General features: G+C 43.4%; 19 protein-coding genes. 11 read left to right on the plus strand and 8 right to left on the minus strand.

From position 1 onward, the window contains the following. Nucleotides 1-700: 700 nt before the first annotated feature. Nucleotides 701-3,943, plus strand: coding sequence for a bifunctional proline dehydrogenase/L-glutamate gamma-semialdehyde dehydrogenase PutA (putA, locus tag JFC08_RS07725; RefSeq protein WP_198330308.1), 3,243 nt, complete (start codon nt 701-703; stop codon nt 3,941-3,943). Between the two features lie 11 nt (nt 3,944-3,954). After that, complete coding sequence (locus JFC08_RS07730) at nt 3,955-4,647, plus strand: 1-pyrroline-5-carboxylate dehydrogenase (protein WP_193009185.1); 693 nt, start codon at nt 3,955-3,957, stop codon at nt 4,645-4,647. A gap of 174 nt (nt 4,648-4,821) precedes the next feature. Here the strand turns inward: JFC08_RS07730 and JFC08_RS07735 are convergent, their stop codons facing one another. Next, nucleotides 4,822-5,994, minus strand: a complete 1,173-nt coding sequence (locus JFC08_RS07735; protein ID WP_193009184.1) for a cupin domain-containing protein — start codon at nt 5,992-5,994, stop codon at nt 4,822-4,824. A 156-nt stretch (nt 5,995-6,150) separates the two neighbouring features. Between JFC08_RS07735 and JFC08_RS07740 the strand changes: the two genes are divergently transcribed. Beyond that, entirely contained in the window at nt 6,151-6,345 is a 195-nt protein-coding gene (locus JFC08_RS07740; RefSeq protein WP_109591335.1) for an NF038104 family lipoprotein, read from the plus strand. Between the two features lie 124 nt (nt 6,346-6,469). Here the strand turns inward: JFC08_RS07740 and purB are convergent, their stop codons facing one another. The 3 genes from purB to mnmA all read right to left on the minus strand — a co-directional run bounded on the left by purB (nt 6,470) and on the right by mnmA (nt 11,144). Further along, nucleotides 6,470-7,861, minus strand: coding sequence for an adenylosuccinate lyase (purB, locus tag JFC08_RS07745; protein WP_193009183.1), 1,392 nt, complete (start codon nt 7,859-7,861; stop codon nt 6,470-6,472). A gap of 149 nt (nt 7,862-8,010) precedes the next feature. After that, nucleotides 8,011-9,864, minus strand: a complete 1,854-nt coding sequence (locus JFC08_RS07750) for a hypothetical protein (protein WP_198330309.1) — start codon at nt 9,862-9,864, stop codon at nt 8,011-8,013. 53 nt (nt 9,865-9,917) lie between these two features. Next, a complete protein-coding gene (gene mnmA / locus JFC08_RS07755) occupies nt 9,918-11,144 on the minus strand; it encodes a tRNA 2-thiouridine(34) synthase MnmA (RefSeq protein ID WP_198330310.1) in 1,227 nt (408 codons plus the stop codon). A gap of 260 nt (nt 11,145-11,404) precedes the next feature. Here mnmA and ispF point away from each other — a divergent pair, with 260 nt between their 5' ends. The 6 genes from ispF to JFC08_RS07785 all read left to right on the plus strand — a co-directional run bounded on the left by ispF (nt 11,405) and on the right by JFC08_RS07785 (nt 17,583). Beyond that, on the plus strand, nt 11,405-11,908 hold the full coding sequence (gene ispF, locus JFC08_RS07760) for a 2-C-methyl-D-erythritol 2,4-cyclodiphosphate synthase (RefSeq protein WP_198330311.1): 504 nt from the start codon (nt 11,405-11,407) through the stop codon (nt 11,906-11,908). A gap of 201 nt (nt 11,909-12,109) precedes the next feature. Continuing rightward, nucleotides 12,110-12,460 carry a Grx4 family monothiol glutaredoxin gene (gene grxD, locus JFC08_RS07765; RefSeq protein ID WP_045446215.1) on the plus strand — a complete coding sequence of 117 codons (351 nt, stop codon included), beginning with the start codon at nt 12,110-12,112 and terminating at the stop codon, nt 12,458-12,460. A 171-nt stretch (nt 12,461-12,631) separates the two neighbouring features. Further along, the gene (locus tag JFC08_RS07770; RefSeq protein ID WP_198330312.1) at nt 12,632-13,162 is read left to right on the plus strand and encodes a hypothetical protein; all 531 of its coding nucleotides are present in this window, start codon (nt 12,632-12,634) and stop codon (nt 13,160-13,162) included. Nucleotides 13,163-13,419: 257 nt separating this feature from the next. Then, the gene (mnmG, locus tag JFC08_RS07775; RefSeq protein ID WP_198330313.1) at nt 13,420-15,315 is read left to right on the plus strand and encodes a tRNA uridine-5-carboxymethylaminomethyl(34) synthesis enzyme MnmG; all 1,896 of its coding nucleotides are present in this window, start codon (nt 13,420-13,422) and stop codon (nt 15,313-15,315) included. A gap of 216 nt (nt 15,316-15,531) precedes the next feature. Further along, nucleotides 15,532-16,491: an AEC family transporter gene (locus JFC08_RS07780; protein WP_193009178.1), complete on the plus strand. Its 960-nt coding sequence runs from the start codon at nt 15,532-15,534 to the stop codon at nt 16,489-16,491. Nucleotides 16,492-16,551: 60 nt separating this feature from the next. After that, a complete protein-coding gene (locus JFC08_RS07785; RefSeq protein WP_198330314.1) occupies nt 16,552-17,583 on the plus strand; it encodes an ornithine cyclodeaminase family protein in 1,032 nt (343 codons plus the stop codon). Between the two features lie 149 nt (nt 17,584-17,732). On the opposite strand, the gene JFC08_RS07790 is transcribed toward JFC08_RS07785, so the two are convergent. The 4 genes from JFC08_RS07790 to katG form a co-directional block, all read right to left on the minus strand. Next, nucleotides 17,733-17,903 carry a hypothetical protein gene (locus tag JFC08_RS07790; RefSeq protein WP_198330315.1) on the minus strand — a complete coding sequence of 57 codons (171 nt, stop codon included), beginning with the start codon at nt 17,901-17,903 and terminating at the stop codon, nt 17,733-17,735. Between the two features lie 48 nt (nt 17,904-17,951). Then, nucleotides 17,952-18,953, minus strand: coding sequence for an LLM class flavin-dependent oxidoreductase (locus JFC08_RS07795; RefSeq protein WP_198330316.1), 1,002 nt, complete (start codon nt 18,951-18,953; stop codon nt 17,952-17,954). Between the two features lie 354 nt (nt 18,954-19,307). Further along, nucleotides 19,308-20,237, minus strand: a complete 930-nt coding sequence (locus JFC08_RS07800; protein WP_045446223.1) for a LysR substrate-binding domain-containing protein — start codon at nt 20,235-20,237, stop codon at nt 19,308-19,310. 249 nt (nt 20,238-20,486) lie between these two features. After that, nucleotides 20,487-22,664 carry a catalase/peroxidase HPI gene (katG, locus tag JFC08_RS07805; protein WP_198330332.1) on the minus strand — a complete coding sequence of 726 codons (2,178 nt, stop codon included), beginning with the start codon at nt 22,662-22,664 and terminating at the stop codon, nt 20,487-20,489. 745 nt (nt 22,665-23,409) lie between these two features. Here katG and JFC08_RS07810 point away from each other — a divergent pair. Together JFC08_RS07810 and prmC are read left to right on the plus strand one after the other, a co-directional pair. Beyond that, complete coding sequence (locus JFC08_RS07810) at nt 23,410-25,392, plus strand: AmpG family muropeptide MFS transporter (protein WP_193009173.1); 1,983 nt, start codon at nt 23,410-23,412, stop codon at nt 25,390-25,392. Continuing rightward, nucleotides 25,389-26,300 carry a peptide chain release factor N(5)-glutamine methyltransferase gene (prmC, locus tag JFC08_RS07815; protein WP_193009172.1) on the plus strand — a complete coding sequence of 304 codons (912 nt, stop codon included), beginning with the start codon at nt 25,389-25,391 and terminating at the stop codon, nt 26,298-26,300. The genes JFC08_RS07810 and prmC overlap by 4 nt, the downstream gene beginning before the upstream one ends. The last annotated feature ends 13 nt before the right edge of the window (nt 26,301-26,313 follow it).

A 26,313-nucleotide genomic window follows, 5' to 3' on the forward strand; every position in this document is an offset into this window, starting at 1 on the left:
TCGATATTACTTTACTGCTTTTGAGTTTTGTTACGTTAAATTCCTCTTTATTCGGAAACGATAAAGGGGTTTTTTTTGATTTAAAATGGCTCAAATTTCCCTAAATTTATTCAAGTGTTTGATTTAATAAAACAATTAATCGCCAATAGTAAATAGAAAAGTATAACCAGTGCGTCATAAGGGATAAAGTGCTGGTAACTAATTGTTTTTTAGAAATATATTAATTTGTGAAAATAAGCAATATCGTTAGTTTGAAATTTTTTTTCATGATATTATAGCCGAGTTAAGCGCATCACCTCAATCAACGCCGTAGAGGTTTTTCTTACAGTGAATTAGCAGCACCCCAGATGGCAGATTTTTTTGCTAAAGCGATTTTTTCGTTTTAATGTAGCGATATCTGATCATCACACTCCTTTCACTACAAACAAGAAGAAGGCACTAATGCCGCTTAGCTGTTCGTTGTTGCCTTTGTATTGTTAACGTAGCCCGTTTAACAGTCGAACGACCTACTTAACCGCTTCCAGCCTACGCTGGATTTTCTCGTTTTGTGATGGCGCCGTTTGGACTTTTGATTATTGTTATAAGTATCTATCGATAGCTATCATCTAAATGAATGATGGTGATGGCTAGTTATACCAGACGATCAGACTTCCTAAAGCACTATTTATGATGGTTTTTAAACGATAGTTATGGAGTTGTTATGAACCCAGTAGACCAGTTTACCCCGCAAGAGCCGATTTTGTTTAATCCTGTCGATTTGCTATCGCCAGACTACATTACCCAGTCGGCAGAAACTCTGCACGCCCGTATTTCGCCGTTGTATAGCGTCGATGAAGAGCGCTGGTTGTCCAAATTATTGCCACTGGCTGAACCCAGCACAGAAGAACGTGACGCCGCTGCTGAGCAAACGCGCCAGCTGGTTGAGCATGTACGTAATGATGGCAAAGCGGTCAAGATGGTCGACTCATTACTGCTTGAGTATAGTCTTGATACCCAAGAAGGTATCTTGCTGATGAGCTTAGCAGAAGCCTTGATTCGAGTGCCAGACAATTATACTGCTGATGCCTTGATTCATGACAAAATGAGTGTGGCTGATTGGAAAAAGCACATCAAAAATGACAACGGTTTTATGGTCAATGCCTCGACATGGGGCATGATGATGACAGGTCGTGTCGTCAGTATTGATAGTAGCACCACAGCATCAGGCTTTTTGGATCGCATGACTAAAAAGATGGGTGAGCCTGTTATTCGTAGTGCCATGCAAAAAGCCATGCGGATCATGGGTCATCAGTTTGTATTGGGCGAGACCATCGAGGACGCCAATAAAAATAGCCAGCCTTATCGTAATAAAGGCTATACCTATTCGTTTGATATGCTCGGTGAAGCGGCTATTGCGCATAAAGATGCTGAAAAATACTTCAATGACTACCTGCATGCGATCAGAGCCACTGCCAGTATCAAAGTCAAAGAAGGCATGCCTAAGCCATCAGTATCTATTAAGCTGTCAGCATTGCACCCTCGCTATGAAGCCACGCAAGAAGCCCAAGTCATGGGTTTATTGCGTCAACGCTGCTTACTGCTCATCGAAGCGGCACGTGAAGTCAATGTGGATCTTAGTATCGATGCCGAAGAAGCCGACCGCCTTGAAATTTCTTTAAAACTGTTTGAGTCTTTGTACCGTGACAATTTGACGGCTGACTGGGATGGTCTTGGCTTGGTCGTGCAAGGTTACTCTAAGCGCGCCATCGCTATTTTGGTGTGGCTGGCTCGTCTATCGACTGAGGTGGGAGATCGTATTCCAGTACGTCTGGTAAAGGGTGCCTACTGGGATACCGAGATCAAGCTTGCCCAGCAAAAAGGTCTGTCAGGCTATCCTGTTTGGACACGCAAAGAAGGCACGGATACTGCTTACCTTGCCTGTGCGCGTTTCTTATTATCAGATCATCTGCGCGGCTTGATTTGGCCACAGTTTGCGACACACAATGCGCACACCCTAGCGTCAATTATGACCATGAGTAAGCATAGAGACTTTGAGTTTCAGCGTCTACATGGTATGGGCGATGCGCTTTATGATCATATCTTACAAGCGTATAAAATTCCGGTACGTATCTATGCCCCAGTTGGCGCGCATAAAGACTTGCTGCCGTATTTGGTACGTCGCTTGCTCGAAAACGGTGCCAACAGCTCGTTTGTCCATCAGCTGCTAGACAAGTCTTATCCGATTGAAAAGCTGACAGTACATCCCTATGACAAGCTACTGGCCAATGCGACGTTACACAATCCAGAGATTCCGTTGCCGTTAGAGATTTATGGTGCGCGCCGTGCCAGTTTTGGCCCTAATATATTCGTAGAGTCACAATGGTTGCCCTTTAAATCTGCTATCGATAGCCATTTGCATAAAACTTGGTCAGCGACGTCCATCGTCAATGGCAAAGCAATTGATGAATATGAAGTAGAGGGCGTAACGCATAAGCTTGAGACTCAAACCGTACGTGCACCTTGGAACCACGAAGTAAGTGCTGGTAAAGTCACTTATGCCAATGCTGAAATAGCTGGTCAAGCGATCGATGCGGCAGTGGCAGGGCAAAGTGTCTGGCAAGCAGTATCAGCTGCTAAGCGTGCTGAAATATTGCGTAAGATAGCGGATCTCTATGAAGAAAACTACGCTGAGCTAATGGCGCTATGCCAAATCGAAGCGGGCAAAACCCTTCAAGACGGTATTGATGAAATCAAAGAAGCGGTTGATTTCTGCCGTTTTTATGCCGATGAAGCAGAGCGTTTAGACGACGTCGTGCATGAATTCACTGATTTGGCTGGCAAGCAATCTCGTCAAGTTTATAAAGCACGTGGTACCTTTGTCTGTATTAGCCCATGGAACTTCCCATTGGCTATCTATACCGGTCAAATCGTAGCGGCGCTAGCAGCAGGTAATACGGTGGTGGCGAAACCTGCCGAACAAACCAGCTTGATTGCCCATTTTGGTGCTCAGCTAATGTACCAAGCAGGCGTACCAACACAAGCCTTACAGTTAGTGATCGGTGCTGGCGATGTTGGTGGTGCATTGACAGCGGCTGACAATATAGCAGGTGTGATATTTACGGGTTCAACCCAAACGGCTCAACGTATTAACCAAAGCCTAAATGATCATGCCCAAGCCAGTGGTGAGCTACCTGTTTTTATCGCCGAAACTGGTGGTCAGAATGCTATGATTGTCGATTCAACGGCATTGCCAGAACAAGTGGTTAGAGACGCTGTCTTATCTGCATTTGGTTCAGCAGGTCAGCGTTGCTCAGCTTGTCGTATATTGTGCGTGCAAGAAGAAATGGCCGATAATTTAATTGAGCTATTACAAGGTAATATGGCTGAGCTATCGGTCGGCAATCCTTTATATGCTGCTACAGATGTGGGTCCAGTGATTGATGCGGATGCCAAACGTAGTCTTGAAGCACATATCGAGCGTATGGACGCTGAGCCAACGGCGACTATCTTGGCACAGACGCCAATGAGCTCAAGCTCAGTTGTCAGTCAAGAACAGTCTACCTTTGTATTGCCAACAGCGATCGAAGTGAAAAGTATCGACGTGATAGGTGGCGAGCATTTTGGTCCAATTTTGCACGTACTGCGCTATCAAGCACGTGATCTGAATAAGCTGATTGATGCCATCAACGCGACAGGCTTTGGTTTGACCCTAGGTATTCATAGTCGTATCGAAAATACCGTTGAGCACATCGAGCGCCGTGCGTTTGTTGGTAATACTTATATCAACCGCAACCAAATCGGTGCCGTCGTAAACGTACAACCATTCGGTGGTTGTGGTCTGTCTGGCACGGGTCCTAAAGCTGGTGGCCCGCATTATGTCGCACGTTTGATGCAGCTTAGCTTAGAGTCAAATAGCGGCAACCAGACAACTGCTAATACCACCACTCAAACAGAACTCGCATAAGGAGTAGCAACATGGCGACTGAATTCAAAAAAAATCATGCCCAGGTTTGTGAATCTTGGCGATTACTTGGCGCAGTGAATCGCGCAACATATCTGCAAGCGGCTATTCCGAAGTTGGCGCTGCTGACTGGTGATGCCAATAAAGCAAAGCGTTTGTTCAATCATCTATTGAGCGCCGCGCCTAGCTTGGATGAGGTGCATCGCATGACTGGTGCAACTGGTGAATCCAACGATCTATATGTCACTGGTCGTGGTAAGACCATGGTTATTGGTGGTGAATCTGCTAGAGCCATGGCGGTATTAGGACAGCTCATAGCGGCACTATTGACAGGTAATGAAGTCATTCTGCATTGCCCAAGCCAAGATGAGATGTGCAATGAAGCTGCCAAGATACTATACGATACAGGTATCAGCGAAGATGTGTTGAGTGTGGCGAATGACTCGCAAACCGTCACGCTTTTATATATCGATCGTCTGGCACAGGTGGCAGTCTCTGGCAATCGAAGCGAAGTGCAGACTATCAGTCAAGAGCTTGCCAATACAGACGGTATCTTAACGCAAGTCATTAGCGTCACCGATATGGAAGGCTTATCAGAGATGCTAACGCCTGATTATTTGCATCGTTTTGTCACTGAGCGTGTCAAAACAATCAATACCACAGCGATCGGTGGTAATGCTAGCTTGCTTGAACTTGGTACAGAATAACCGTATTAATTACAAACCCGCTTGGCTCTTATATCCGTTTTGATAAGTGCTAAGCAGTGTTTGGTATAGCTATAAATACCGAATACGATTTATAAGAAAAAACCGCTATCTGAGTAATTGTCGGATAGCGGTTTTTTTATTTGCGTTATTTGATTAATGTCTGATTAATAGATATTATTCAGCAATATCAATCCACACCCAGCCGTTCTCTAGCCATTCGCTCAAATCATCTGCATCAACATCGGTGACATCTTGACTATTTAGGTGTTCGCCATTAGCCAAACGCACCAATACCGCTACTGCTGTATCATCAAGGCCGTCAATGCGCTGACCATTGGCATATAGCACAATGCCATCATTAGTCTGGCTATAGAGCAAACGATTGCTATAATCCGCTTGCAAGGTGGCACCTTCTGCTAGAGCTTGCATGAGCTCATCCGTATCTAGTGTATCCTCTGGCATCAGCGCATCATACTGGCGTTTGCTGACGACTTCAGAAACTGCTTGACGAATGATATCATCACCACGCTCAGACTGTAGCATTTGTAATAGCTGATCTTTGATCGCATTAATGCTGCTCGCTTGCAATTCACCTGACGCTTGCAGCGCTTGTGGCAACAGCATTGGGATAAATAAATCGCTATCGTTGGTAGCGATATCAGCTAAGTTGTCGATGATTTGCATCAAGTTAGGACGACGGCAGCCAAATGAAAAGGTTAAGCAATCGTCTTGTGCCACACCAAAATGCGACAGCTTCGGCGGTACGTAAAGTACGTCACCGGCTTCTAATATTTCATCAAAAATAATTTCACCCATGTCATCAAAGAGGCGAATCGGCTCATCGGCGACAAACTCGGTATTTTTATCACAGAATTTGCCCAGTTGCCAACGTCTAGTGCCGTAGCCTTGTGCTAAAAACACATCATAATCGTCATAGTGTTTGCCGACTGAGCCACCTTTTGGCGCATAAGAAACCATGATGTCATCACGTTGCCATTGTGGAATAAAGTCAAAGGCTTGCCACAATTGACCAAGCTCAGGCGACCACTGTTCCATATTCTGCACCAATACCGTCCATTGCTCAGGTAAGTTATCGAAATCAGTTTCAGTCAATGGGTTTTTCTTGAGTTGCCACTGCGCCTGACCTTCTTTTTTACTTGCTGCTTGAGTCAGCAGGCGCGCTGCGGCATCTTCTTCTAGTGCTAGACCAAGCATGTCGTCAGGTTCAAACATGCCAATTAGCTGTGGTAAGCCTTGTTTAATTAAGAGTGGCTTTTTTTGCCAGTATTCGCTTAAAAATTGCTCAGGCGTGATAGAGTCGGGTAAACAAAGCGGTATAGAAGTCATGGGTAGATCCGTGTGTTTAAGTAGAAAGGATATCAAGGTAGACAGAATATAAAACTAGAACAGTGCTTTATAGCTGACGTGTATTGGTTTATGATTAGCGTCTAGCTGATGGTCAAATTATAGCCATCAGTGCCTCTCATTATCCGTAGGAAATTTATGAAAAAATTACAGTTTATCGTCATTATCGCCAGTATGTTTATGCTGCAAGCTTGTGTGCATAAAATCGTCACTGTACCTGTAAAAGTCGCCTACAAAACCACTAAAGGTGTCGTCAAAGGTACTGTTGCTGTTACCAAAGCGATCATACCGGGTGATAGCAGTGATAAAAAAGATGAAGACGATAAAGAATAAAACCTCACCCATTAACTATGTATTTAACAAATCATAGTGTTTAGAGTAAGGTTTTTTTAAAAAGATATAAATGAATGCTCGTTTATATCTTTTTTACATTTTATAAAGATAAGATTGTTACCAGTTAAATCTTAGCAATCCACTCTTTAATGGTACGTGCTTGCTCCGCCGCATTACCGATATAAGTGGCTGGCGTCATCTCACGTAGTCGCGCTTTATCCGCATCGCTCACCGCAGATAGCTCATCACTTTCAACGAATGTCAGCATGGCTTCGCGAGTCATGGCATTGCCACGAGTCAGAGCTTTAAGCTTCTCATATGGGTTCTCAACACGATAGCGACGCATGACGGTTTGAATCGGCTCTGCCAATACTTCTTGTGCATTATCCAAATCGTCATTTAAGCGCTGGGCATTCAATTCAAGTTTGCTGACACCTTTTAAACAAGCATCATAAGCAATCATGCTTTGTGCCAGACCAACACCGATATTACGAAGTACGGTAGAGTCTGATAAATCACGCTGCATACGCGAAATTGGCAGTTTTTCACCCAAATGAGCCAGCATGGCGTTCGCAACGCCCAAGTTGCCTTCAGAGTTTTCAAAATCAATCGGGTTGACTTTATGCGGCATGGTAGAAGAACCAACTTCACCATCTTTTAGGCGCTGTTTAAAATAGCCTAAGCTAATATATTGCCAAATATCACGGTTAAAATCGATTAAGATAGTATTAAAACGTTTGACAGCATCAAATAGCTCAGCGATATAATCATGCGGCTCAATTTGCGTGGTATAAGGGTTAAAAGTCAGCTCAAGACTTTCATCAATGAAGCGTTCTGCATGTGCTTGCCAATCGACGTCAGGGTATGAGGCGTAATGAGCGTTATAGTTACCAACCGCGCCATTAATTTTGCCCAATAGTTCAACTTGACCGACTTGTTTGATTTGACGGGCTAGGCGATAAGCGACGTTTGCCATTTCTTTGCCTAGCGTCGTTGGGCTGGCGGTTTGACCATGGGTGCGTGATAGCATCGGTTGGTCGGCATGAGCAATCGCCAAATCAACGATGCTATCAGTCAATTGCTGCATTTTCGCAACCACAATCTTGCGGCTGTCTTTTAGCATTAACGCATAAGACAAGTTGTTAATATCTTCACTAGTACACGCAAAATGAATAAATTCTAATGAATCTTCAAGTGCTGCCTGACCACGGAACTTGTCTTTGATAAAGTACTCAACGGCTTTTACATCATGATTGGTCGTCGCTTCGATGTCTTTGATGGCTTGGGCATCTGCTTCACTAAAGTCATCAACGATACTGTTTAAAAAGGCATTGGTATCGGTATCAAATGCTGCCAATTCACCAATCGCGTTGTTATCAGCCAATGACTGTAACCAGCGAATCTCGACAGTGACGCGGGCTTTAATGAGACCAAATTCAGATAAATAAGGACGCAAGCTGTCAGCTTTGGAGGCGTAACGACCATCGATTGGGGAGAGTGCGGTAAGTAAGTTCATAATAATGCCTTTAAATTAAAAAAGTAAAAGTGATGAAAACTGTGAAATCCCACAAATGAACACATCATATAAGACTGTGGTCAAAAAAATACGGGTAGTGTAGCAAATGTAGCCGTTGATAAAATCAAAATATGCATATAACGCTATTATTAAGGGGTATCGGGTGTATTAGAGTGTGTCGAGCCATACTTAGTATTAAAGTAAAAACTACGTTTTGTCCTTGGATCTAAAATTGAGGTTACCGTTTTAACAGTACCGTTATTGCCGATAGCGACACTGTCTGCGGCATATTCGCTTGTTTGATGGATTGGATTCGCAAGTTTTGACGTCACTATCGCGCCATTCACATTTTTTTCTTGCAAGACGTCTTGTAGAACAAAATTATTGATACTAAGGTTGGCTCGATTGGTCGCAGTAATTTTGTAGGCAATACATTGTCCTGGAGTTACTTCAGATAGGGAGGCTTTACTATAGGCAAGCTTGTTTTCTAGATTTGGTAACAATGAGGCAGTTTTGCAATCGTTAAGTGCTTGTTCTTTTTCAAGGACTAAAGCTGCATTTTTATCAATCACTCTGCCAAAGTTATTATTTTCATAGTTATACTGGTTAGTAGTCAAGGAAATAACCGTTTTTTCATTAGTAGTACGAATGGGATAAGTGCTACCACTATTTTCTTCAATCAGGCAGACAGTAATTTTGCCAGTTAGAGAAGCGATAGGTATTTTAATCTCATATTTACCGACAATATTAGTAGGAATATTGATAGTTTCAAGAGGAGCATTGGTTGTACAGTCAACCAGCTTGACTGTGCTACCTGCAATACCACTTTCAGCAGAGTCAAAAGTACCACTGAAGAAGTTGGTATTGTTATATATACCGCTGCCTATCGTAGCGTTATCTTTTTTGACATTGATGTCGCTATCGTTTATACCGCCATTATCATTGAATACAGTGCCTGAAAAGACGTAATTCAATGGTTCACTTTCTACCCCAAAGCTGATCCATTCGTTATAGGTTTCACCGATTACGTTACGCGCAATGCCGATATTACCATTCATAATCCCTTCATAAGTCAAAGTCACAGCGTTCGCATTTCTTACCGCGACAACGTAATTGCTTTGACTATTTTCAATGCCATAACTGACATAAGTACCACCATTGGAAATAGCCGTATTAGATGAGAGTGCAGAATACGTGCTGCCATTATTGATACTTTTAATAATATTTTCGAAAGTTGGCGTCGGTGGTAAAACCCCGTTATTTGAGCTAAGGGCTACTAGGTTGTTAGTTAAAGTAGGGCTATATGGATTTTGGCTACCAGTAGCACCCGCTAGATTAGTAATATTATAATAATATAAACCACTACCATTCACATTTGAGCTATCGGTACGCAGCTGCGGGTTGAACACAGCATTTTGTGAATTCAATTGAGTCGCATTAAGTTTGGTCCCCATAAAATAATCACCCATTGCATTATAGTAATAGGGGACATCTGGGTTGTTTTTGATAGTGGCTTGCGCAGGTATACTAATTTGACTATTTTGGGTAAAATTTAATGTTTGACGTGCAATTTCTGAGTTACCACCCATTGAATAGCTGGCTTGACCAATCTTTATGGTATGTATAGAGGCGTTATCGTTAGGCGTAATAGTAAAAGTGTACTTGAACTTATCTCTATCAATACTAGTATTAGAATCATTCCTGATCTCAATACCGTTGGTGCGCGTACCACTAGATGGTGTTATCTCAGCATTACTGTTATAACCAATATTTTCATTGCGAACCAAAGTAAAATGACCAGTAGCACCAGAACCTGCTGCGATATAGGTGCCAGAAGCACTACCAGTCGAAGCATTAGAGCTGGTAACCGTAATACTACCCATCTTTGTTGATGCTGACTGTGCACTAAATGACGCAGCAATAAGCGTAAGCGTAAGACCTCGCTTCAGCCATATCGAACAAGAAAATGAGATATTCAGCAAGGCGAAAAGGCGAGCGGTCATTCAGTATCCTAAAAAAAGACAAATCATTGTATTAATTAACGTTAAATGAGATGTCAAATCCCGCAAGGCGCGTCAATAGAGGCAATGACACCGCCGCCCAAACAAACCTCATCGATATAAAATACTGCTGATTGACCTGGCGTCACTGCCCGTTGCGGCGCATCAAATATCACTCGTACTTCTAAACCTTTATCATCAACAGCAAACACTCGGCACGCTTGGTCTGGCTGACGGTAGCGCGATTTTGCCATACAACGTAAGCCGTCTTCGCTAAATATATCTGCAGGCGGTAAACCATCGACCCAATCGAGCTTATAAGCTTGTAGCTCATTACTCAGCATCATGGGATGCTCATGACCTTGTCCAACGATCAAACGGTTATTGTCCAAGTCTTTTGCCAATACAAACCAAGGCTCTTCTGGGCGATCTTTGACACCGCCAATACCAATACCACCACGCTGACCTAACGTATAATACATTAAACCATCATGTTGACCGATAATATGACCATCGTCAGTCACGATATCGCCTTTTTGAGCGGGCAAGTACTGTTGTAAAAAGTCTTTAAAGCGGCGCTCACCAATAAAGCAAATGCCCGTTGAATCTTTTTTATTGGCAGTAATAAGATCATGTTCTTCAGCGATTTGACGAACCACTGGTTTTTCAAGCTCACCCACTGGGAACAGCGTCTTAGCGATTTTATCGCCGCCAACCGCATGTAAAAAGTAACTTTGGTCTTTATTGTTATCAAGCCCGCGTAATAGCTGCGCAACCTCAGTGCCATTAGCATTCGTATAGTTCATACTACGGCGCGTGTAGTGACCGGTGGCGATATAATCTGCGCCCAACGTCAAAGCATAGTCTAAAAACGCTTTAAACTTGATTTCTTTGTTGCACAAAATATCTGGATTGGGCGTACGACCCGCTTTGTATTCTGCTAAAAAATGCTCAAAAACCCGATCCCAATATTCCATGGCAAAATTGGCCGTATGTAGCTTCATACCGATTTTGTCACATACCGCTTGTGCGTCCGCCAGATCGTCCATTGCCGTACAGTATTCGGTGCCGTCATCTTCTTCCCAGTTCTTCATAAACAGACCTTCGACTTTAAAGCCTGCTTGTTGAAGTAAAACGGCTGATACAGAAGAATCAACGCCACCTGACATACCGACAATCACGTGCTTGGCGCTAGGATTTTCGATATCGGCAAGTGTTAATGGACGATGAATCGTAAAAGACTCAGAAACGGCTATGCTTGAGGTATCTTGTATGGCTGACATAAAGCGGCTCAACTATTTGTACGTTCTCCAAAATAGATATTGACGCCAAAAATTATGCCATTGCTACAATAGGTAGTCTCAGCAGAACGACGTCAGCTTATCTTTTGGATCTGGTATTATGATAAAATAAACGTCATATTATACCAGTTAATTGAAACTGGTGGCGACCGATGGTGTCTAGGCATTGGTAAAATCGCTTTAGAAATTTAGATAGTGGTTTTGAATTATTTTAATCACGTTTCACTCATCTTGGAATAATAATGATAAAAATTGGTCAAGGTATCGATGTTCACGCTTTTCATAATAATGGTCAGCAGCAGCAATATGTGGTGCTAGCAGGTGTGCCTATTGAACACACGCACAGCTTGCTTGCACACTCTGATGGAGATGTGGTGCTGCATGCGCTTGCTGATGCACTGCTTGGCGCATTGGCGCTTGGCGATATCGGTCAACATTTTCCTGATACAGATGCCGCCCATGCAGGGTTGGACTCGCGGGTGCTGCTACGTTATGTCTACAGTAAAGTGCAAGAGGCTGGCTATAGTCTAGGCAACGCTGATATCACTGTGATGTGTGAGCGTCCAAAGTTGGCACCGCACAGTCAAGCCATGCGTGATAATATTGCCAGTGATTTGCAGACGGCGGTCAATAATATTAGCATTAAAGCCACCACCACTGAAAAGTTAGGCTTTACCGGTCGGCAAGAGGGCATTATGGCCAATGCCGTGGTATTATTAGTCCCTAATGTTGTCGAATCTAGATAGCTTGGATCGGGTGTCATCGCTGCTTGAGCACTCCGAGTCATATTGACTTGGTGAGTTGAGCGTAGATTTTATATATAGAGTCTATAGAGTTGTACTTGTAATACCGTGGCGCTTGCCCCATGTATCAGCCATCTCTTTTTTCAATCATTTTGTAATATCAATCACTGTTTTCAATGAACCGCTTTATCAATAGGAGCTTTTATGAGTGAACAAACCCCAAATACTGCTGCAAACGACGTTGAACAATTGATCCGTGATCAAATCCGTGACAATAAAGTTATTATTTACATGAAAGGAACGCCGCAATTCCCGCAGTGTGGCTTTTCTGCTAAATCGATTGAAGTTCTTACTCAAATTGGTCGCCCATTTGCGTTTGTAAATATTTTAGAAAACCCAGAAATCCGTGCGACGTTACCTAAAGTGGCTAATTGGCCGACTTTTCCACAGTTGTGGATTGACGGCGAATTGATGGGCGGATCAGACATTATTTTGCAAATGTATCAATCAGGCGAGTTAAAGCCATTGGTTGAAGCAAACAGCCCTGCTGCATAATGCTGAAAGCACTTATCTAAGCTTTTTTATTATCAAGCTGATAAGTTTTAACAATAAAAGCTCGAGCCAGTCCTTAGATGGGCGCTCGGGCTTTTATTGTTTTTGTTAGTATTGACCCCATATATGGCTCAACAGCAAGCATTATAAAAACATAAATAATGAGAGAGTATTATGAGCAATCAACCAATAGAACAACAAACACCTGAACCGGTATCTGCTGAGCAAGCGACCATAGAGAAACGCCGTGAGCATTTAAAAAATGAATCCACGCGCATCATTGAAATTGCTGGCAATGAGCCACATTCAGCCCTGAAATGTATTCATCAGCTTAGCGTGGCAGGCGGCGCAACAGAAGCCACTTATATTGCGATTGAGCAGCGTATCGTTGCGGATCAAGATTCTGCGGGCGCTTATCATTTGGCATTATTGGCACAGAATACGCCAGATTTACCCATCGATGCGCGTCAACTTATCGAGATGGTCGTTAATAAAGGCGATAACCACCAGCGTTTGGCATTGCTAAAAAACTTGCTGCTACCGCCAGTGAACATGATTAAAGAGCAAATTCTGGCCAGTAATGATGGCGATGCTATTGGCTTGATGAATGCTTATTTGCAGATCAATCCAGAAGGTTATGGCAGTCAGCATATGCTGAGCAGTGGTCAATCAGATCAAATCGTACCGCTGAGCCCTGGTAACTAGGCGCTAGTTATTAAGTTACTAAGTTTAAAAACGATGCTTAACACTTAATGTAAATAGTTTCTACTGCGGCGTTTTTTAAGCATCAAAAAATTGTTATAATGATGGGTTAACAATCCAATATCTAGCGGCTTTTCCAAGTCGTTAACTTTTTAAATCCGACTGACGTTTATTTGCTGATGACCATGCTATTTAGCCATAACATTCTGGTGATAATAGTTTTTGGCTAAAAGCGGCGTTATGAGTCAAGTGAGGCGTATATGCAATACCCAAAAAATTACGACGTGGTAGTGATCGGTGGCGGTCATGCTGGCACAGAAGCTGCTTTGGCAGCCGCACGTATGGGTGCGCAGACCTTGCTATTGACACATAATATTGAGACGCTTGGGCAAATGAGCTGTAATCCAGCAATTGGTGGTATCGGTAAATCACATCTGGTGCGTGAGATTGATGCACTTGGTGGGGCGATGGCGCTAGCGACGGACAAGGCAGGTATTCAGTTTCGCGTACTAAATAGCCGTAAAGGTGCGGCAGTTCGAGCTACGCGTGCGCAAGCAGATCGTATTTTATATAAAGCAGCCATTCGCCATACGCTTGAGAATCAGCCAAATCTTGATATATTTCAACAAGCGGCTGATGATATCTTAGTTGAAAATGGTCGTGCGACGGCAGTGGTTACTGCAACGGGTATTATCTTTAATACGCAAACGGTGGTACTGACCTCAGGAACCTTCTTGGGCGGTGTGATTCATATTGGTCTCGAGAGCTCAAAAGGTGGTCGCGCAGGCGATCAGCCATCTATCAAGCTTGCTGATCGTTTGCGTGAGCTTAAGCTGCCAGTCGGGCGTTTGAAAACAGGTACGCCCGCGCGTATTGATGCGCGTAGCGTTGATTTTAGTGTGATGACCGTACAGCCGGGCGACACGCCGCTACCAGTGATGAGTTATATGGGTGATGTGTCTATGCATCCAGAGCAGGTCAATTGCTACATCACGCACACCAATGCGCGCACCCATGACATCATCCGTGAGAATTTAGACCGTTCGCCGATGTTCTCTGGAAAAATCGAAGGCGTGGGTCCACGTTATTGTCCATCGATTGAAGATAAGATTCATCGTTTTGCGGATAAAGACAGTCATCAAATCTTTATCGAGCCAGAAGGTCTGACGACACATGAGCTATATCCAAATGGCATCTCAACGAGTTTGCCGTTTGATGTGCAGTTAGAGTTTATTCATAGTATGAAAGGCTTAGAAAACGCGCACATTACTCGTCCCGGTTATGCGATTGAGTATGATTATTTTGATCCGCAAAACCTAAAGCCAACGCTCGAAACTAAGTCCATCGATCGCTTATATTTTGCTGGTCAGATCAATGGTACGACTGGCTACGAAGAAGCTGGCGTACAGGGTTTGCTAGCAGGTACTAATGCGGCATTGGTTACGACTAATAATAGTGAGTTTGACGTGTGGACACCGCGGCGCGATGAAGCTTATCTTGGCGTGCTCGTTGATGATTTGATTACCCATGGTACGACTGAGCCATATCGTATGTTTACGAGCCGCGCAGAATATCGTCTATTATTACGTGAAGACAATGCCGATCAACGCCTAACTGAGACGGGTCGCAAGCTTGGTCTAGTAGATGATGTGCGCTGGCAGGCTTACCAACAAAAAATGGAAGCCATTGCCACAGAGACCTCACGTCTCAAAGATATGTGGGCAACCCCTGCCAATACGTTAGGCAAAAAAGTCACAGAGCAAACGGGCGAGGTGCTGTCAAAAGAATCGACTGCTTTTGATTTGCTCAAGCGTCCGCAGATTCATTTTGCTGATATCGCTGTCATCACTGATTCGCAAGTCGATGCCCAAGTAGGCGAGCAGATAGAAATCTCTGTGAAGTACGCAGGCTATATTGATCGTCAGCAAGAAGACATTGATCAGATGAAGCGTCTAGAAAATACAGCGCTGCCACTGGACTTTGATTATAGTGTGGTATCAGGCTTATCAAATGAGATTGTACAGAAATTGACGCAAATACGTCCTGCGACGCTTGCTCAAGCAGGACGCGTGAGCGGTGTGACGCCTGCCGCCGTTCAATTGCTAGCCATGACAGTGAAGAAACATAAAAAAGCGAAGGCCGCGCTAGATTCGTAATAGTAGTATAACTAGTATAACAAAAGCCCATAACGGTATATCGTTATGGGCTTTTGTGTATTAATAATACAATTGCTGTTAAAAGAAAATAGAGCAGGTGCTTGTCTTACTTGCTATTTTGTCTCTATACTAGGCTAGAAAATTTAATGATTACTTGTTAATTTATCTCGCTGATGTCCATATCATGATGGGCTTGTCAACGAACTGAGCCTATTTATGATTGATGCTATTGTCTTTGCTATTACCATTGTCTTGCCCAACCTTGCCTTAATGTGGTTGGGTTTTTTTATGCAGAGACGCGGTGAGGCGAGCCAGACTTTTATTGACCAAGCATCGAGCTTTGTCTTTAATTACTGTTTACCCTGTTTGCTTTTTTTTAGCGTCGTTGATAGTGATGTCGATTACAGCAAACAAATCACGCTGATAGTGGCTGGTATTCTGGTGACATTCATGTTGTTTATAGGTGCAGAGATTTACGCCAAATATTTTGTGAGCAAACCGGCTGATCAAGGGGTGTTTGTACAAGGGATATTTCGAAGTAATATGGCTATTATTGGACTGGCAACGGTTGCTAATGCCTACGGAGAACGTGGCTTAAGTATCGGCGCTGTCTATATGGGTGTGGTGACGATACTGTTTAATATCTTAGCGGTTATCACTCTCAGCCGTGTGTCCAAAAGTGTGGATGATACTTGGCTCAGTCGCAGTACCATGATTATCAAAAAACTATTTACCAACCCACTGATTATCGCATTGGTAGCAGCCTTTGCTTATAAGGCGTCACCGCTGCCGCCTATTACAGGTGTGATTCATACGACTGGCGATTTACTGGCCGCTGTGGCATTGCCCTTAGCATTGATTTGCGCCGGTGCCAGTATTGATTTGAAGTCGATGTTGCACCCTTCAGGGCTGTCCATGCAGGCGAGTATCGGACGTATTATTGTTGCGCCATTGATTGCCATCGCTATTGGATTGGGATTTGGTCTATCAGGTGTGCATATGGGTGTGTTGTTTTTGATGGCAGCTTCACCAACAGCCGCCGCCAGCTATGTAATGGCAAAGGCCATGGGTGGCAATGATGTGTTAGCTGCTAATATTTTGGCTTTTACCACCGTCGTAGGTATGTTTGGAATGGCGATTGGTGCGGCAATATTACGCGGGTTAGGATTAATGTAGTAGCCGTTTGGCGTGATAAAACATGTTCTAATAATAAATCTATAAATAGGAGTACTTAAATTGCAATTACTAAACCAAGCAATCGTGACCGAACATCTCAATATGCAATCTGCCATTGGGGCGATAGAAGCATTGTTACATCAACAGGCAGCGCATCCCAATTGGATCAAAGCGCCTGAACGTTTGGTCATTGAAACTTTTAGTGAAGATGACACTCATCGCTCAGGTTCGCATTTATCCATGCCTGCGACGATTTATGATGGTAAGAACGAGTATACCGCCGTAAAATTGGTCACCATTTGTCCTGATAATCCGAGCCGAAATTTACCAACCACAACGGCGATTATTACCGTGTCAAACAATGATACTGGTGAAATATTGGCAATTATGGATGGGATTTATATTACTCAAGTACGTACGGCGGCATTGTCAGGCATTGCGACCAAATATATGGCAAGCGCTGACTGTCAAAGTGTGGCGGTGGTCGGTTGTGGTGGCATGGCTTATGAGCAATTACATGCGGTAATAACAGTACGTCCTGAGATTAAAACAGTATATCTATGGAATAGAAGCAGGGAAGGCGCTGAGATTTTCAAAGTGAAATTTACTCGTGATTATCCACAATGGGACGTTACCATAACGGTTTGCGAAAATATCAATGATGCTATCCGTGATGCAGATGTTATCAATGTCGCAACCCGCGCAACAGAAGGTTTGTTTGATCTCAACCATATTAAATCTGATGCACACATCAACGCAGTCGGTGCTTATCAGCCTTCAATGAAAGAGATAAGCAATGATGTCATTGCAAATAGTCGCATGGTCGTTGTCGATGATTTGGTTGGCAGTCGTCATGAAGCGGGCGATTTAATCCAAGCTCACGATAGTGTCGATTGTGCATGGACATGGGACGACCTCAGTGGTGACTTACAAGCGCTAGTCACAGGGGCGCTACAAGAAAAAACCGCTAAGTCTAATAATGGTGTTACGTTATTTAAATCGGTTGGTGCAGCCAGTTTTGATGCAGCAGTCGCTCTATATGTCGCACAACAAGCCGCACAAAAAAATCTTGGCTCGTCAGTTGAATGGTAATGCCATCTAAGTGAAAGTACGTAAAGATTGCTGTATTTTTCTTATGTAGCAAGCCAAAAAAAGCCCTCTTTCTAAATAAGAAAAGAGGGCTTTTTACATTGCTTTAAACGTTAAATTAATACGTCCCTAGCATATTTTCAGAGCGGTTATTAATTTGAATTGTTTTTATTACGTTGGTCTTCGCGCCGCTGCTTACGTTTTGGGCTGGTGCGATAGGTCAAATAACCACCGACAGCCATCACCGCCAGAAAGGCAACAATGTACATAAATATTGATGAGCCAATAAGTAGTGAGGCACCGATAATAGGAGTTGCATCCATGTCAAACATCCAGCTAAGGTTTATCAATAATTATGCAAGTGTCTGATTTCATTGTAAAGTAAATAAATTTAACTCAGGTGTAAGTTCCAGTGAACGCATGCGCGCTGCCTGATCGTAAACGTTAGCCGTCACAATTAGTTCGTCTGGCTGATACTGGGCAAGGAATGCTGCCAGTCTCGGCTTGACAGTTTCCACAGAACCGATGAATGACACTGACAATGCGCTATCCACCATCATTTTTTCAGCAGGGCTCCAGATACTATCCATATCGTGAGTAGGTTTCGGCATTTGACCTGTTTCACCACGGCGCAAGCGTACGAAACTTTGCTGCGCAGAGGTAAAATGATACTGTGCAGTAGCATCGTCATCGGCGAGTAATAAATTGGCGGCCAGCATGACATAAGGCTTGTCCAAATAGGCTGATGGTCTGAACTGTTCACGATAAGCTGTAATCGCTTGCCCAAGCATTTGCGGTGCAAAGTGTGAGGCAAACACATAAGGAAGTCCCAAATGCGCCGCTAACGTAGCCCCAAAAAGAGAAGAGCCTAATATCCAGATAGGAACGTTTGACTTTGCCCCAGGAAATGCCTGTACTGGGCTATTATCTGTACCGTTCCCTAAAAAGTACATCAATTCTTGGACGTCTTGCGGAAAGCGATCAGCATCTTGCATCTGACGGCGTAGTGCCTGAAAGGTTGCGCCATCAGTACCCGGCGCCCGACCCAGCCCTAAATCTACGCGATCACCATATAATGCCTGCAAAGTGCCGAATTGCTCAGCGATGACGAGAGGTGCATGGTTCGGAAGCATCACACCACCAGCACCAATACGTATATGCTTGGTTTGGCTGCCGATATGCGCTAGTAGTACTGACGTCGCTGCACTGGCGATGCCCGGCATATTGTGATGCTCTGCCATCCAATAACGGTTTAAGCCGACTTTTTCTGCTTGCTGTGCTGTCTCAACCGTTTGGGCAATGCCTTCAGCGATGGTTTTACCTTCAGGCACGGGTGCTAGGTCTAAAAAGGATAAGGGAATAGCGTTACTCATAAATCACCTGTTTTTATGATGCCGCCTTTCAACGACATGGTTATATGGTTATATTGGTATTTGATTCTAGTTATAAAAGAGACTAGCGACAGCAATGATAAAACAGCACCTCAAGAATCTAGTGCTAATTCAATATTGCTGTAACTAGTCGTTCAATAGTTCATATAATGGGGCGGTTCTAGTGAATATAAAGGTTATAAGTTAAGACGATAACAAATCTTAATAATGGGGTAGCGTTATAAGAATCACATGCGCGGCAGTCGATTTTGAGTAGAAATGAGAAGAGAAAATGGTATCATTATCTGTTGATAACGATGCCATTGACGTTTAGTGAAAATATGAATGAATGGTTCTTTACTGGCTAAATTGTTTTTGACACAGTTCCATAAATGCTCGACCATACTGACGAATTTCTGCATCATCACGTACCGCCATCCAACTGGTAAAGCGCCCAAAGTGATCCACAGGTATCGCAGTTAAATTTTGATAGTGACTCGGTTCAAATGCCATCTCTGCGATAATGCCGATACCCAAGCCCAGACCTACGTAAGTACTGATTACATCAGCATCGAGTGCTGCTAGCACGATATCTGGTTCCAATCCTGCTTCTTCAAAAGTTTTGTCAATCGCACCGCGCCCCGTAAAGCCACCGTGATAGGTCACAATCGGATAGCTGGCGAGGGTCGGCAAATCCACAGACTCGTGATTGGCCAGTTCGTGATCGCTTGGCACAATGACGCGATGCGTCCAGTCATAATAGCGATAGCAGCGTAAATAATTGTTATGAAGTAAAGACTCGGTTGCAATACCAATGTCTGCCTGTCCGCGAATGACCATCTGTGCGATGGTCTCTGGATCCGCTTGTTGTAATATTAGGTTGACTTTGGGGAAACGCTCTTTAAACTCTTTGACGACTTGCGGCAATACATATCGCGCTTGCGTGTGAGTGGTGGCAATCGTCAGCGTGCCAATATTCGGATTATTAAAATCGAGACTTAGGTTTTCAATCGTACGAATTTCGGCGAAGATAGATTCGATATGCGGCATTAGTGCTGTGCCCATGGTCGTAAGACCCGTTAGGCGTTTGCCTTGACGGACGAATACTTCCGTTTTGAGCTGATTTTCAAGTGCCGCAATATGTTTTGATAGGCTAGATTGGCTGGTGTGCAGTACGGTCGCCGCCTGACTTAAGTTATAGCCATTAATCACCGTATGCCATACTGTCTCCAACTGCTTGAGCTGAATCTGTAAATGCCGCTGATTGACCACTACGTCGATTGCCATAACTAAATCCTATTGTATAAATATACAAACCCTGTCTGTATACAAAAGTGAAAATGTACAAATATGCAGTAAGAAGGTAGTGTAAAACAAAGTGTTTATTCTTGTATATACTTAATGGTTATCTATTTATATTTATTTGGAATATAGGATAAGTCGTTTGTCCGTTGCTAGAAGTAAACCATTACAATAAAAAAGCCCTCGATTAAAGAGGGCTTTTTTAAGATAAAGGCGTATCTATTTCAGTGGGTTTTAGCGAAAACGATCCGCATTCATCACTTTATTCCAAGCATTTACAAAGTCATGAACGAATTTTTCTAGGTTATCGTCTTGTGCGTAAAGCTCAGCGTAAGCGCGTAGTATGGAGTTTGAGCCAAACACTAGGTCTACGCGGCTGGCTTGCCATTTTACATTGCCAGTAGCACGCTCACGTACTTCATAGAGAGCAGGGGCGTCATTATTGTCTGTCTTAACGGGATGCCAAGAATAGCTCATGTCTGTCAAGTTCACAAAGAAGTCATTGCTAAGTGTCCCAGCACGCTCAGTAAAGATCCCTTGTTGGCTCTGAGCGTAGTTGGTATCCAAGACACGCATACCACCGATTAAAACGACCATTTCGGGTGCAGTCAAGCCCATCAGCTGAGTACGATCTAATAGCATCTCTTCAGGTGATATGGCATAGCTGCCTTTGATCCAGTTACGGTAGCCATCATGTCGTGGCTCTAAATCAGAGAAGCTTTCTGTGTCAGTCATCTCATCGCTCGCATCGCCACGACCCGCATCGAATGGCACTTCAATTTGAATGCCTGCATTAGCTGCTGCTTTTTCAATGGCGGTGCTACCAGCGAGTACCACTAAATCCGCGATGCTGACGTCTTTATCAAAGTTCGTCTGGATGGCAGTGAGCGCCTCAAGTACGCGAGCCAATTGCTCAGGCTCATTACCTAGCCAGTCTTTTTGCGGGGCTAAACGAATGCGTGCACCATTGGCGCCGCCGCGATAGTCTGAGGCGCGGAATGTACGAGCGCTATCCCAAGCGGTAATAATAAATTCGCGATGGTCGATACCACTGCCTAGTATCTGTGCTTTTAAGATCGCAATATCATCAGCGCTCAGATCAACATTGCCTTGTGGAATTGGATCCTGCCAAGTGAAGTCCTCGCTTGGCACATCCGCTCCTAAATAGCGAGATTTTGGCCCCAAATCACGATGGGTAAGCTTAAACCAAGCTTTTGCAAATACCTCATCGAAATATTCTGGATTTTGATGAAAGTTCTCTGAAATTTTACGGTAAGCAGGGTCTTTAATCATTGCCATATCAGCGTCGGTCATGATAGGGTTGCGGCGTACACTTGGATCATGTGCATCTAAAGGACGATCCTCTTCCTTGATATCGATAGGTTCCCATTGCCAAGCACCAGCAGGACTCTTAGTCAGTGCCCACTCATGATTTAGCAATAACTCAAAATATTCATAATCCCATTGGGTTGGATGCGTGGTCCATGCGCCCTCGATACCACTTGAGACGGTGTCGCCAGCATTGCCTGTGCCTTTAGGGTTGCGCCAACCTAGACCTTGCTCTTTGATATCAGCAGCTTCTGGCTCATCTTCTAATAAGGTAGCGTCACCATTACCATGACATTTACCAACCGTGTGACCGCCAGCAGTCAAGGCGACCGTTTCTTCATCATTCATTGACATACGCGCAAAAGTGGTACGAATATCTTGTGCCGTTTTAATAGGATCGGGGTTGCCGTCGACGCCTTCAGGGTTGACATAAATCAAGCCCATCTGTACCGCTGCTAAAGGGTTTTCTAGTGATTCACGCTGATTATCATTTTCATAACGATTTTTGGTAGCCGCCAGCCATTCACGCTCAGAACCCCAATAGATATCCTTTTCTGGATGCCAAATATCGGTACGTCCACCAGCGAAACCTAACGTCTTAAAGCCCATAGATTCATAAGCCATATTGCCCGCTAGTATCATCAAATCTGCCCAAGAAAGTTTGTTACCATATTTTTTCTTGATTGGCCATAATAGACGACGTGCTTTGTCCAAGTTGACATTGTCCGGCCAACTGTTTAATGGCGCAAAGCGTTGATTACCAGTGTTAGAACCACCGCGGCCGTCGGAGCGTCGATAAGTACCGGCAGAATGCCAAGCCATACGAATCATCAACCCACCATAATGACCCCAATCTGCTGGCCACCATGCTTGTGACTCAGTCATTAGATCTTTTAAATCTTGCTTGACGGCTTCTAAATCTAATTGCTTAAAGGCTTCTGCATAATCAAAGTCAGGATCCATTGGATTGGTTTTGTGATCCTGCTGATGCAAGATATCTAAGTTTAAGCTATTCGGCCACCAATCGGTTGCTGCCGAGGCGTTCGTAGTATGTGCTTGGTGCATGACAGGACAGCCACCCATGCTTGGACGTTGTGGCTCGTGCGAAGTATCTATATTTTCACTATGAATGGTTGGTCCATGTCCATCTCCATCTCCTTTATCATAAGTGGTGTTACTTGCAGCATCTGATGTTGAGTTTGAGTTAGTCATCATGTGGCTCCTAGGCAGTAATCAGATAAATGGCAATCGAGTGTGTTATCTACTATTGTTCGCAAAAATTATTTGTCATCCCTAGCATATAGAATAATGATTGATTTAGGGAAGCAATTTATACAAACGCGTTGTTTTATAAAATAAATGGTATGTCAAATAACATTTTAATTTATAAATATATAAAAGTAAGAATGTAGCAAGAATTTCTGGTTATTAAAGCATTAATTATTAATAACTTATCAGGATGATGATTGGCTAATCACAAGAGAAAGGGGTTTATATAAAACGGTTATGATGCAAAATACGATATTTTCCTTATTTTTATAGCTATTCTTAATATGAAAGTAAACCCTAGTCTATCAGCTAGGTTTTATTAACCAGTGGAAAGAAAGGTTAATGCAAAAATATCGTTAGAATGTCTAGTCAAGGTCAGCGTTCTCAAGTACCATAATTCAATTTTGTTGTAATGGCTGTATTTGTGCAACGTTAAGCAATTTTTATCGATCCCGTTTATCAGTGCTATTTATCAGTGTCAATTACCGATAGATGATGCTAATGATTGATAAAAATTGTGCGCGGTTGTGTTTTTTTTCTTAAGTGCTAGTGAGCGATTATGTCTGCTGTCAAATCTGTGCCACCCAATCAACCAGCTGTCAAAAAATCATGGGGAGAGGCTGCAAAGGCTTATTTAGACCCTCGTGTCATTATCATGTTGTTTTTGGGCTTTTCAGCGGGTATTCCTATACTGCTTATTTTTTCAAGTTTATCACTTTGGCTTAGAGAGGCAGGCATTGATCGTAGTGTTGTGACCATGTTTAGTTGGGCGGCACTGGGTTATTCGTTTAAGTTTATTTGGGCGCCATTAATAGATGCGCTTCCTGTGCCATTTTTGACCAAATGGTTGGGTCGTCGTCGCAGTTGGATGGTGGTATCACAGATGCTTATCATATTGGCTATCTTTTTGATGGCAAATGTTAATCCAGTTAGTGAAGACGTTTTAGTCTACATGGCAGGCGCTGCGGTTTTGCTTGGCTTTTCTTCTGCCACCCAAGATATCGTGATTGATGCTTACCGCATCGAGCTTGCGCCGCCATCGATGCAATCTATTCTATCCTCTATTTATGTGTCGGGTTATCGTATCGGCATGATCGTTGCGGGGGCAGGCGCGTTATATTTGGCAGATTTTTTTGGCTCGAATGAGACTTTTTATAGTTATGAGGCATGGCGAAATACTTACTACATTATGGCAGGTGTCATGACCTTAGGAGTATTAACCACGTTTGCCAGCTATGAGCCAACGGCTGAAACGTTGCAAAGTAAAAAGCAAAAGGGCAATTTAAAAGTATTTCTTATTTATTCTGCTTTACTACTTATCCCAGGTCTGATTTTTGGCATTATTTATCTGATCAATATTTTGATTAATACAGTGTTCGATAGCACATTGGCGATGATACCGTTAATGGTCATGCCAGCGATTAAGTTTTACTTTTTGGCGCTGGTCGCTTGTGCTCCTTTACTGCTGTTGTACTTCATTATCAATCAACCAAAAATTATCAATAAAGCGCCATTGGTTGCGGAAACTCGCGAAGACTACGTGAGATTAGTAGCATTGTTTGTGTTTTCAGTGATCGCATTTATCGCTGCTTATATATTGATGGGACCAGTACTGCCAGAGTTTGAAGGCGCGTTTTCTAGCTTCTTTGTAGAAACATTACATCTGCTGATAAGCTTGGGTGTGGCGATGGCTGCAGGTTATGCACTCGTACAAGTAGGTTTGGTCAAAAAAGAAGTGGCAATGTCCACTTGGGTTGAGCCAATTTTAGATTTCTTTAGACGCTATGGTAAAAAGGCATTTTTATTACTGGCACTCATTGGCCTGTATCGTATTTCAGACATTGTGGCAGGCGTGATCTCCAACGTCTTTTATCAGGATATGGGCTTTAGTAAAACAGATATCGCCAATGCAGTGAAACTCGTCGGCGTGATTATGGCGATTGCGGGTGGGTTTTTAGGTGGGCTATTGGCACAGCGTTTCCGTATGATGCATGCCATGATGATCGGCGCAATTCTTGCGTGTGCTACTAACTTGCTATTTGTGCTACTAACTTACAACCCAGGCAGTTTGCCGTTTATGTATGTTGCGGTCATATTTGATAACTTAGCAGCAGGGCTGGCCAGTGCGGTATTTATTGCTTTTTTATCAGCGTTGACCTCCATTCGTTTTACGGCAGTACAGTACGCTATTTTCTCATCACTCATGACGTTGATTCCTAAAGTAATGGGCGGATATTCAGGCGCTATCGTCGATAATATGGGCTATCCATTTTTCTTCATTTTTACCTTTGCGATTGGTATTCCGATTCTAGCGCTGATTTACTATGTCGATAAGCATATCGTCATTGGTGACAACGACGACATTTATGGTGATGATGACAACAGTGATGGAAACAGTAGTAATGGTATGGGGGATAAGTTATCCAAGTCTAATCCAAACTTAAGTGATACCAAAGAGCGGCCACGTGTTTCAGAGCGGTGGTTGTATCTGGTTTTTATCTTATTATTCGCTATGTACGTTATTTTTAAGAACTATATATGACCGCATCAAATATTCGTCAGATAAAGCAGCACATCCAGCAATGGATGAATGAGGCTGAGAACAGCAAGCTACCGTCATTTTGGCTAACGGACTGGCTGTTGTATGTCGTTGATAAGCCTGCGATAGCGTTGATGACAGATGAAGGTTATCAGCTAACAGACAGCGAATTTGAGCAATTCAATGCAGGTGTAACGAAGATGCAGCAAGGAATGCCACTTGCGTATTTGACGGGTCAGCAAGAGTTCTGGTCGCTGATATTTACTGTCAATGAGCACACTTTAATTCCGCGACCTGATACTGAGATACTGATTGAGCAAGTATTAACTTGGATAAAATCTCAGCCAAACAGTGTCAGCAGCCCAAAACGGTTACTGGATTTAGGGACAGGTTCAGGCTGTATTGCGATTAGTCTCGCTCACGAGTTAAATACGCAGCGTTCAGACAGTGAGGCAGAAAGCTGGCAAGTCGTTGCGGTGGATATGTCGCCAGCAGCGCTCAAGGTTGCTCAGCACAATGCAGCTATCAATGATGTTGCTGATATTGAGTTTATACAAAGCAGTTGGTATGACGAGCTGCCCAGTCATGACGAGCTATTATTTGATGTGATTGTATCCAACCCTCCTTATATCGATGAGGAAGATGAGCATTTAGCACGCCTTGTAGCCGAACCTATTAGTGCCTTAAGTGCCCCCAATCATGGGCTTGCCGATATAGAGCATATCGTAGGACAGGCACCGAAATACTTGCGTGTCGGTGGGCTACTGGCTATCGAACATGGTTTTGACCAAGGTGATGCCGTTCGCAAGTTGTTTGTAGATAGTGACTTTGAATCTGTGCGTACCGTACAAGATTATGGTGGTAATGATCGTGTTACGCTAGGTCAAATTAAGTCATCAGATTTTTGTTAGTAGACTTCTTTAA

The sequence above is a fragment of the Psychrobacter cibarius genome, from assembly GCF_016107535.1.
Taxonomy (GTDB): domain Bacteria; phylum Pseudomonadota; class Gammaproteobacteria; order Pseudomonadales; family Moraxellaceae; genus Psychrobacter; species Psychrobacter cibarius.

Excerpts from the sequence above, each read along its gene's own strand:
- mnmG (WP_198330313.1), top strand. The coding sequence starts at position 13,420 with ATGCAATACCCAAAAAATTACGACGTGGTAGTGATCGGTGGCGGTCAT.
- mnmA (WP_198330310.1), bottom strand. The coding sequence starts at position 11,144 with ATGTCAGCCATACAAGATACCTCAAGCATAGCCGTTTCTGAGTCTTTT.
- JFC08_RS07740 (WP_109591335.1), top strand. The coding sequence starts at position 6,151 with ATGAAAAAATTACAGTTTATCGTCATTATCGCCAGTATGTTTATGCTG.
- JFC08_RS07735 (WP_193009184.1), bottom strand. The coding sequence starts at position 5,994 with ATGACTTCTATACCGCTTTGTTTACCCGACTCTATCACGCCTGAGCAA.
- JFC08_RS07810 (WP_193009173.1), top strand. The coding sequence starts at position 23,410 with ATGTCTGCTGTCAAATCTGTGCCACCCAATCAACCAGCTGTCAAAAAA.
- JFC08_RS07750 (WP_198330309.1), bottom strand. The coding sequence starts at position 9,864 with ATGACCGCTCGCCTTTTCGCCTTGCTGAATATCTCATTTTCTTGTTCG.
- JFC08_RS07795 (WP_198330316.1), bottom strand. The coding sequence starts at position 18,953 with ATGAGTAACGCTATTCCCTTATCCTTTTTAGACCTAGCACCCGTGCCT.
- prmC (WP_193009172.1), top strand. The coding sequence starts at position 25,389 with ATGACCGCATCAAATATTCGTCAGATAAAGCAGCACATCCAGCAATGG.
- ispF (WP_198330311.1), top strand. The coding sequence starts at position 11,405 with ATGATAAAAATTGGTCAAGGTATCGATGTTCACGCTTTTCATAATAAT.
- JFC08_RS07780 (WP_193009178.1), top strand. The coding sequence starts at position 15,532 with ATGATTGATGCTATTGTCTTTGCTATTACCATTGTCTTGCCCAACCTT.
- JFC08_RS07770 (WP_198330312.1), top strand. The coding sequence starts at position 12,632 with ATGAGCAATCAACCAATAGAACAACAAACACCTGAACCGGTATCTGCT.
- JFC08_RS07790 (WP_198330315.1), bottom strand. The coding sequence starts at position 17,903 with ATGGATGCAACTCCTATTATCGGTGCCTCACTACTTATTGGCTCATCA.
- purB (WP_193009183.1), bottom strand. The coding sequence starts at position 7,861 with ATGAACTTACTTACCGCACTCTCCCCAATCGATGGTCGTTACGCCTCC.
- JFC08_RS07800 (WP_045446223.1), bottom strand. The coding sequence starts at position 20,237 with ATGGCAATCGACGTAGTGGTCAATCAGCGGCATTTACAGATTCAGCTC.
- grxD (WP_045446215.1), top strand. The coding sequence starts at position 12,110 with ATGAGTGAACAAACCCCAAATACTGCTGCAAACGACGTTGAACAATTG.
- putA (WP_198330308.1), top strand. The coding sequence starts at position 701 with ATGAACCCAGTAGACCAGTTTACCCCGCAAGAGCCGATTTTGTTTAAT.
- katG (WP_198330332.1), bottom strand. The coding sequence starts at position 22,664 with ATGGGTGGCTGTCCTGTCATGCACCAAGCACATACTACGAACGCCTCG.
- JFC08_RS07730 (WP_193009185.1), top strand. The coding sequence starts at position 3,955 with ATGGCGACTGAATTCAAAAAAAATCATGCCCAGGTTTGTGAATCTTGG.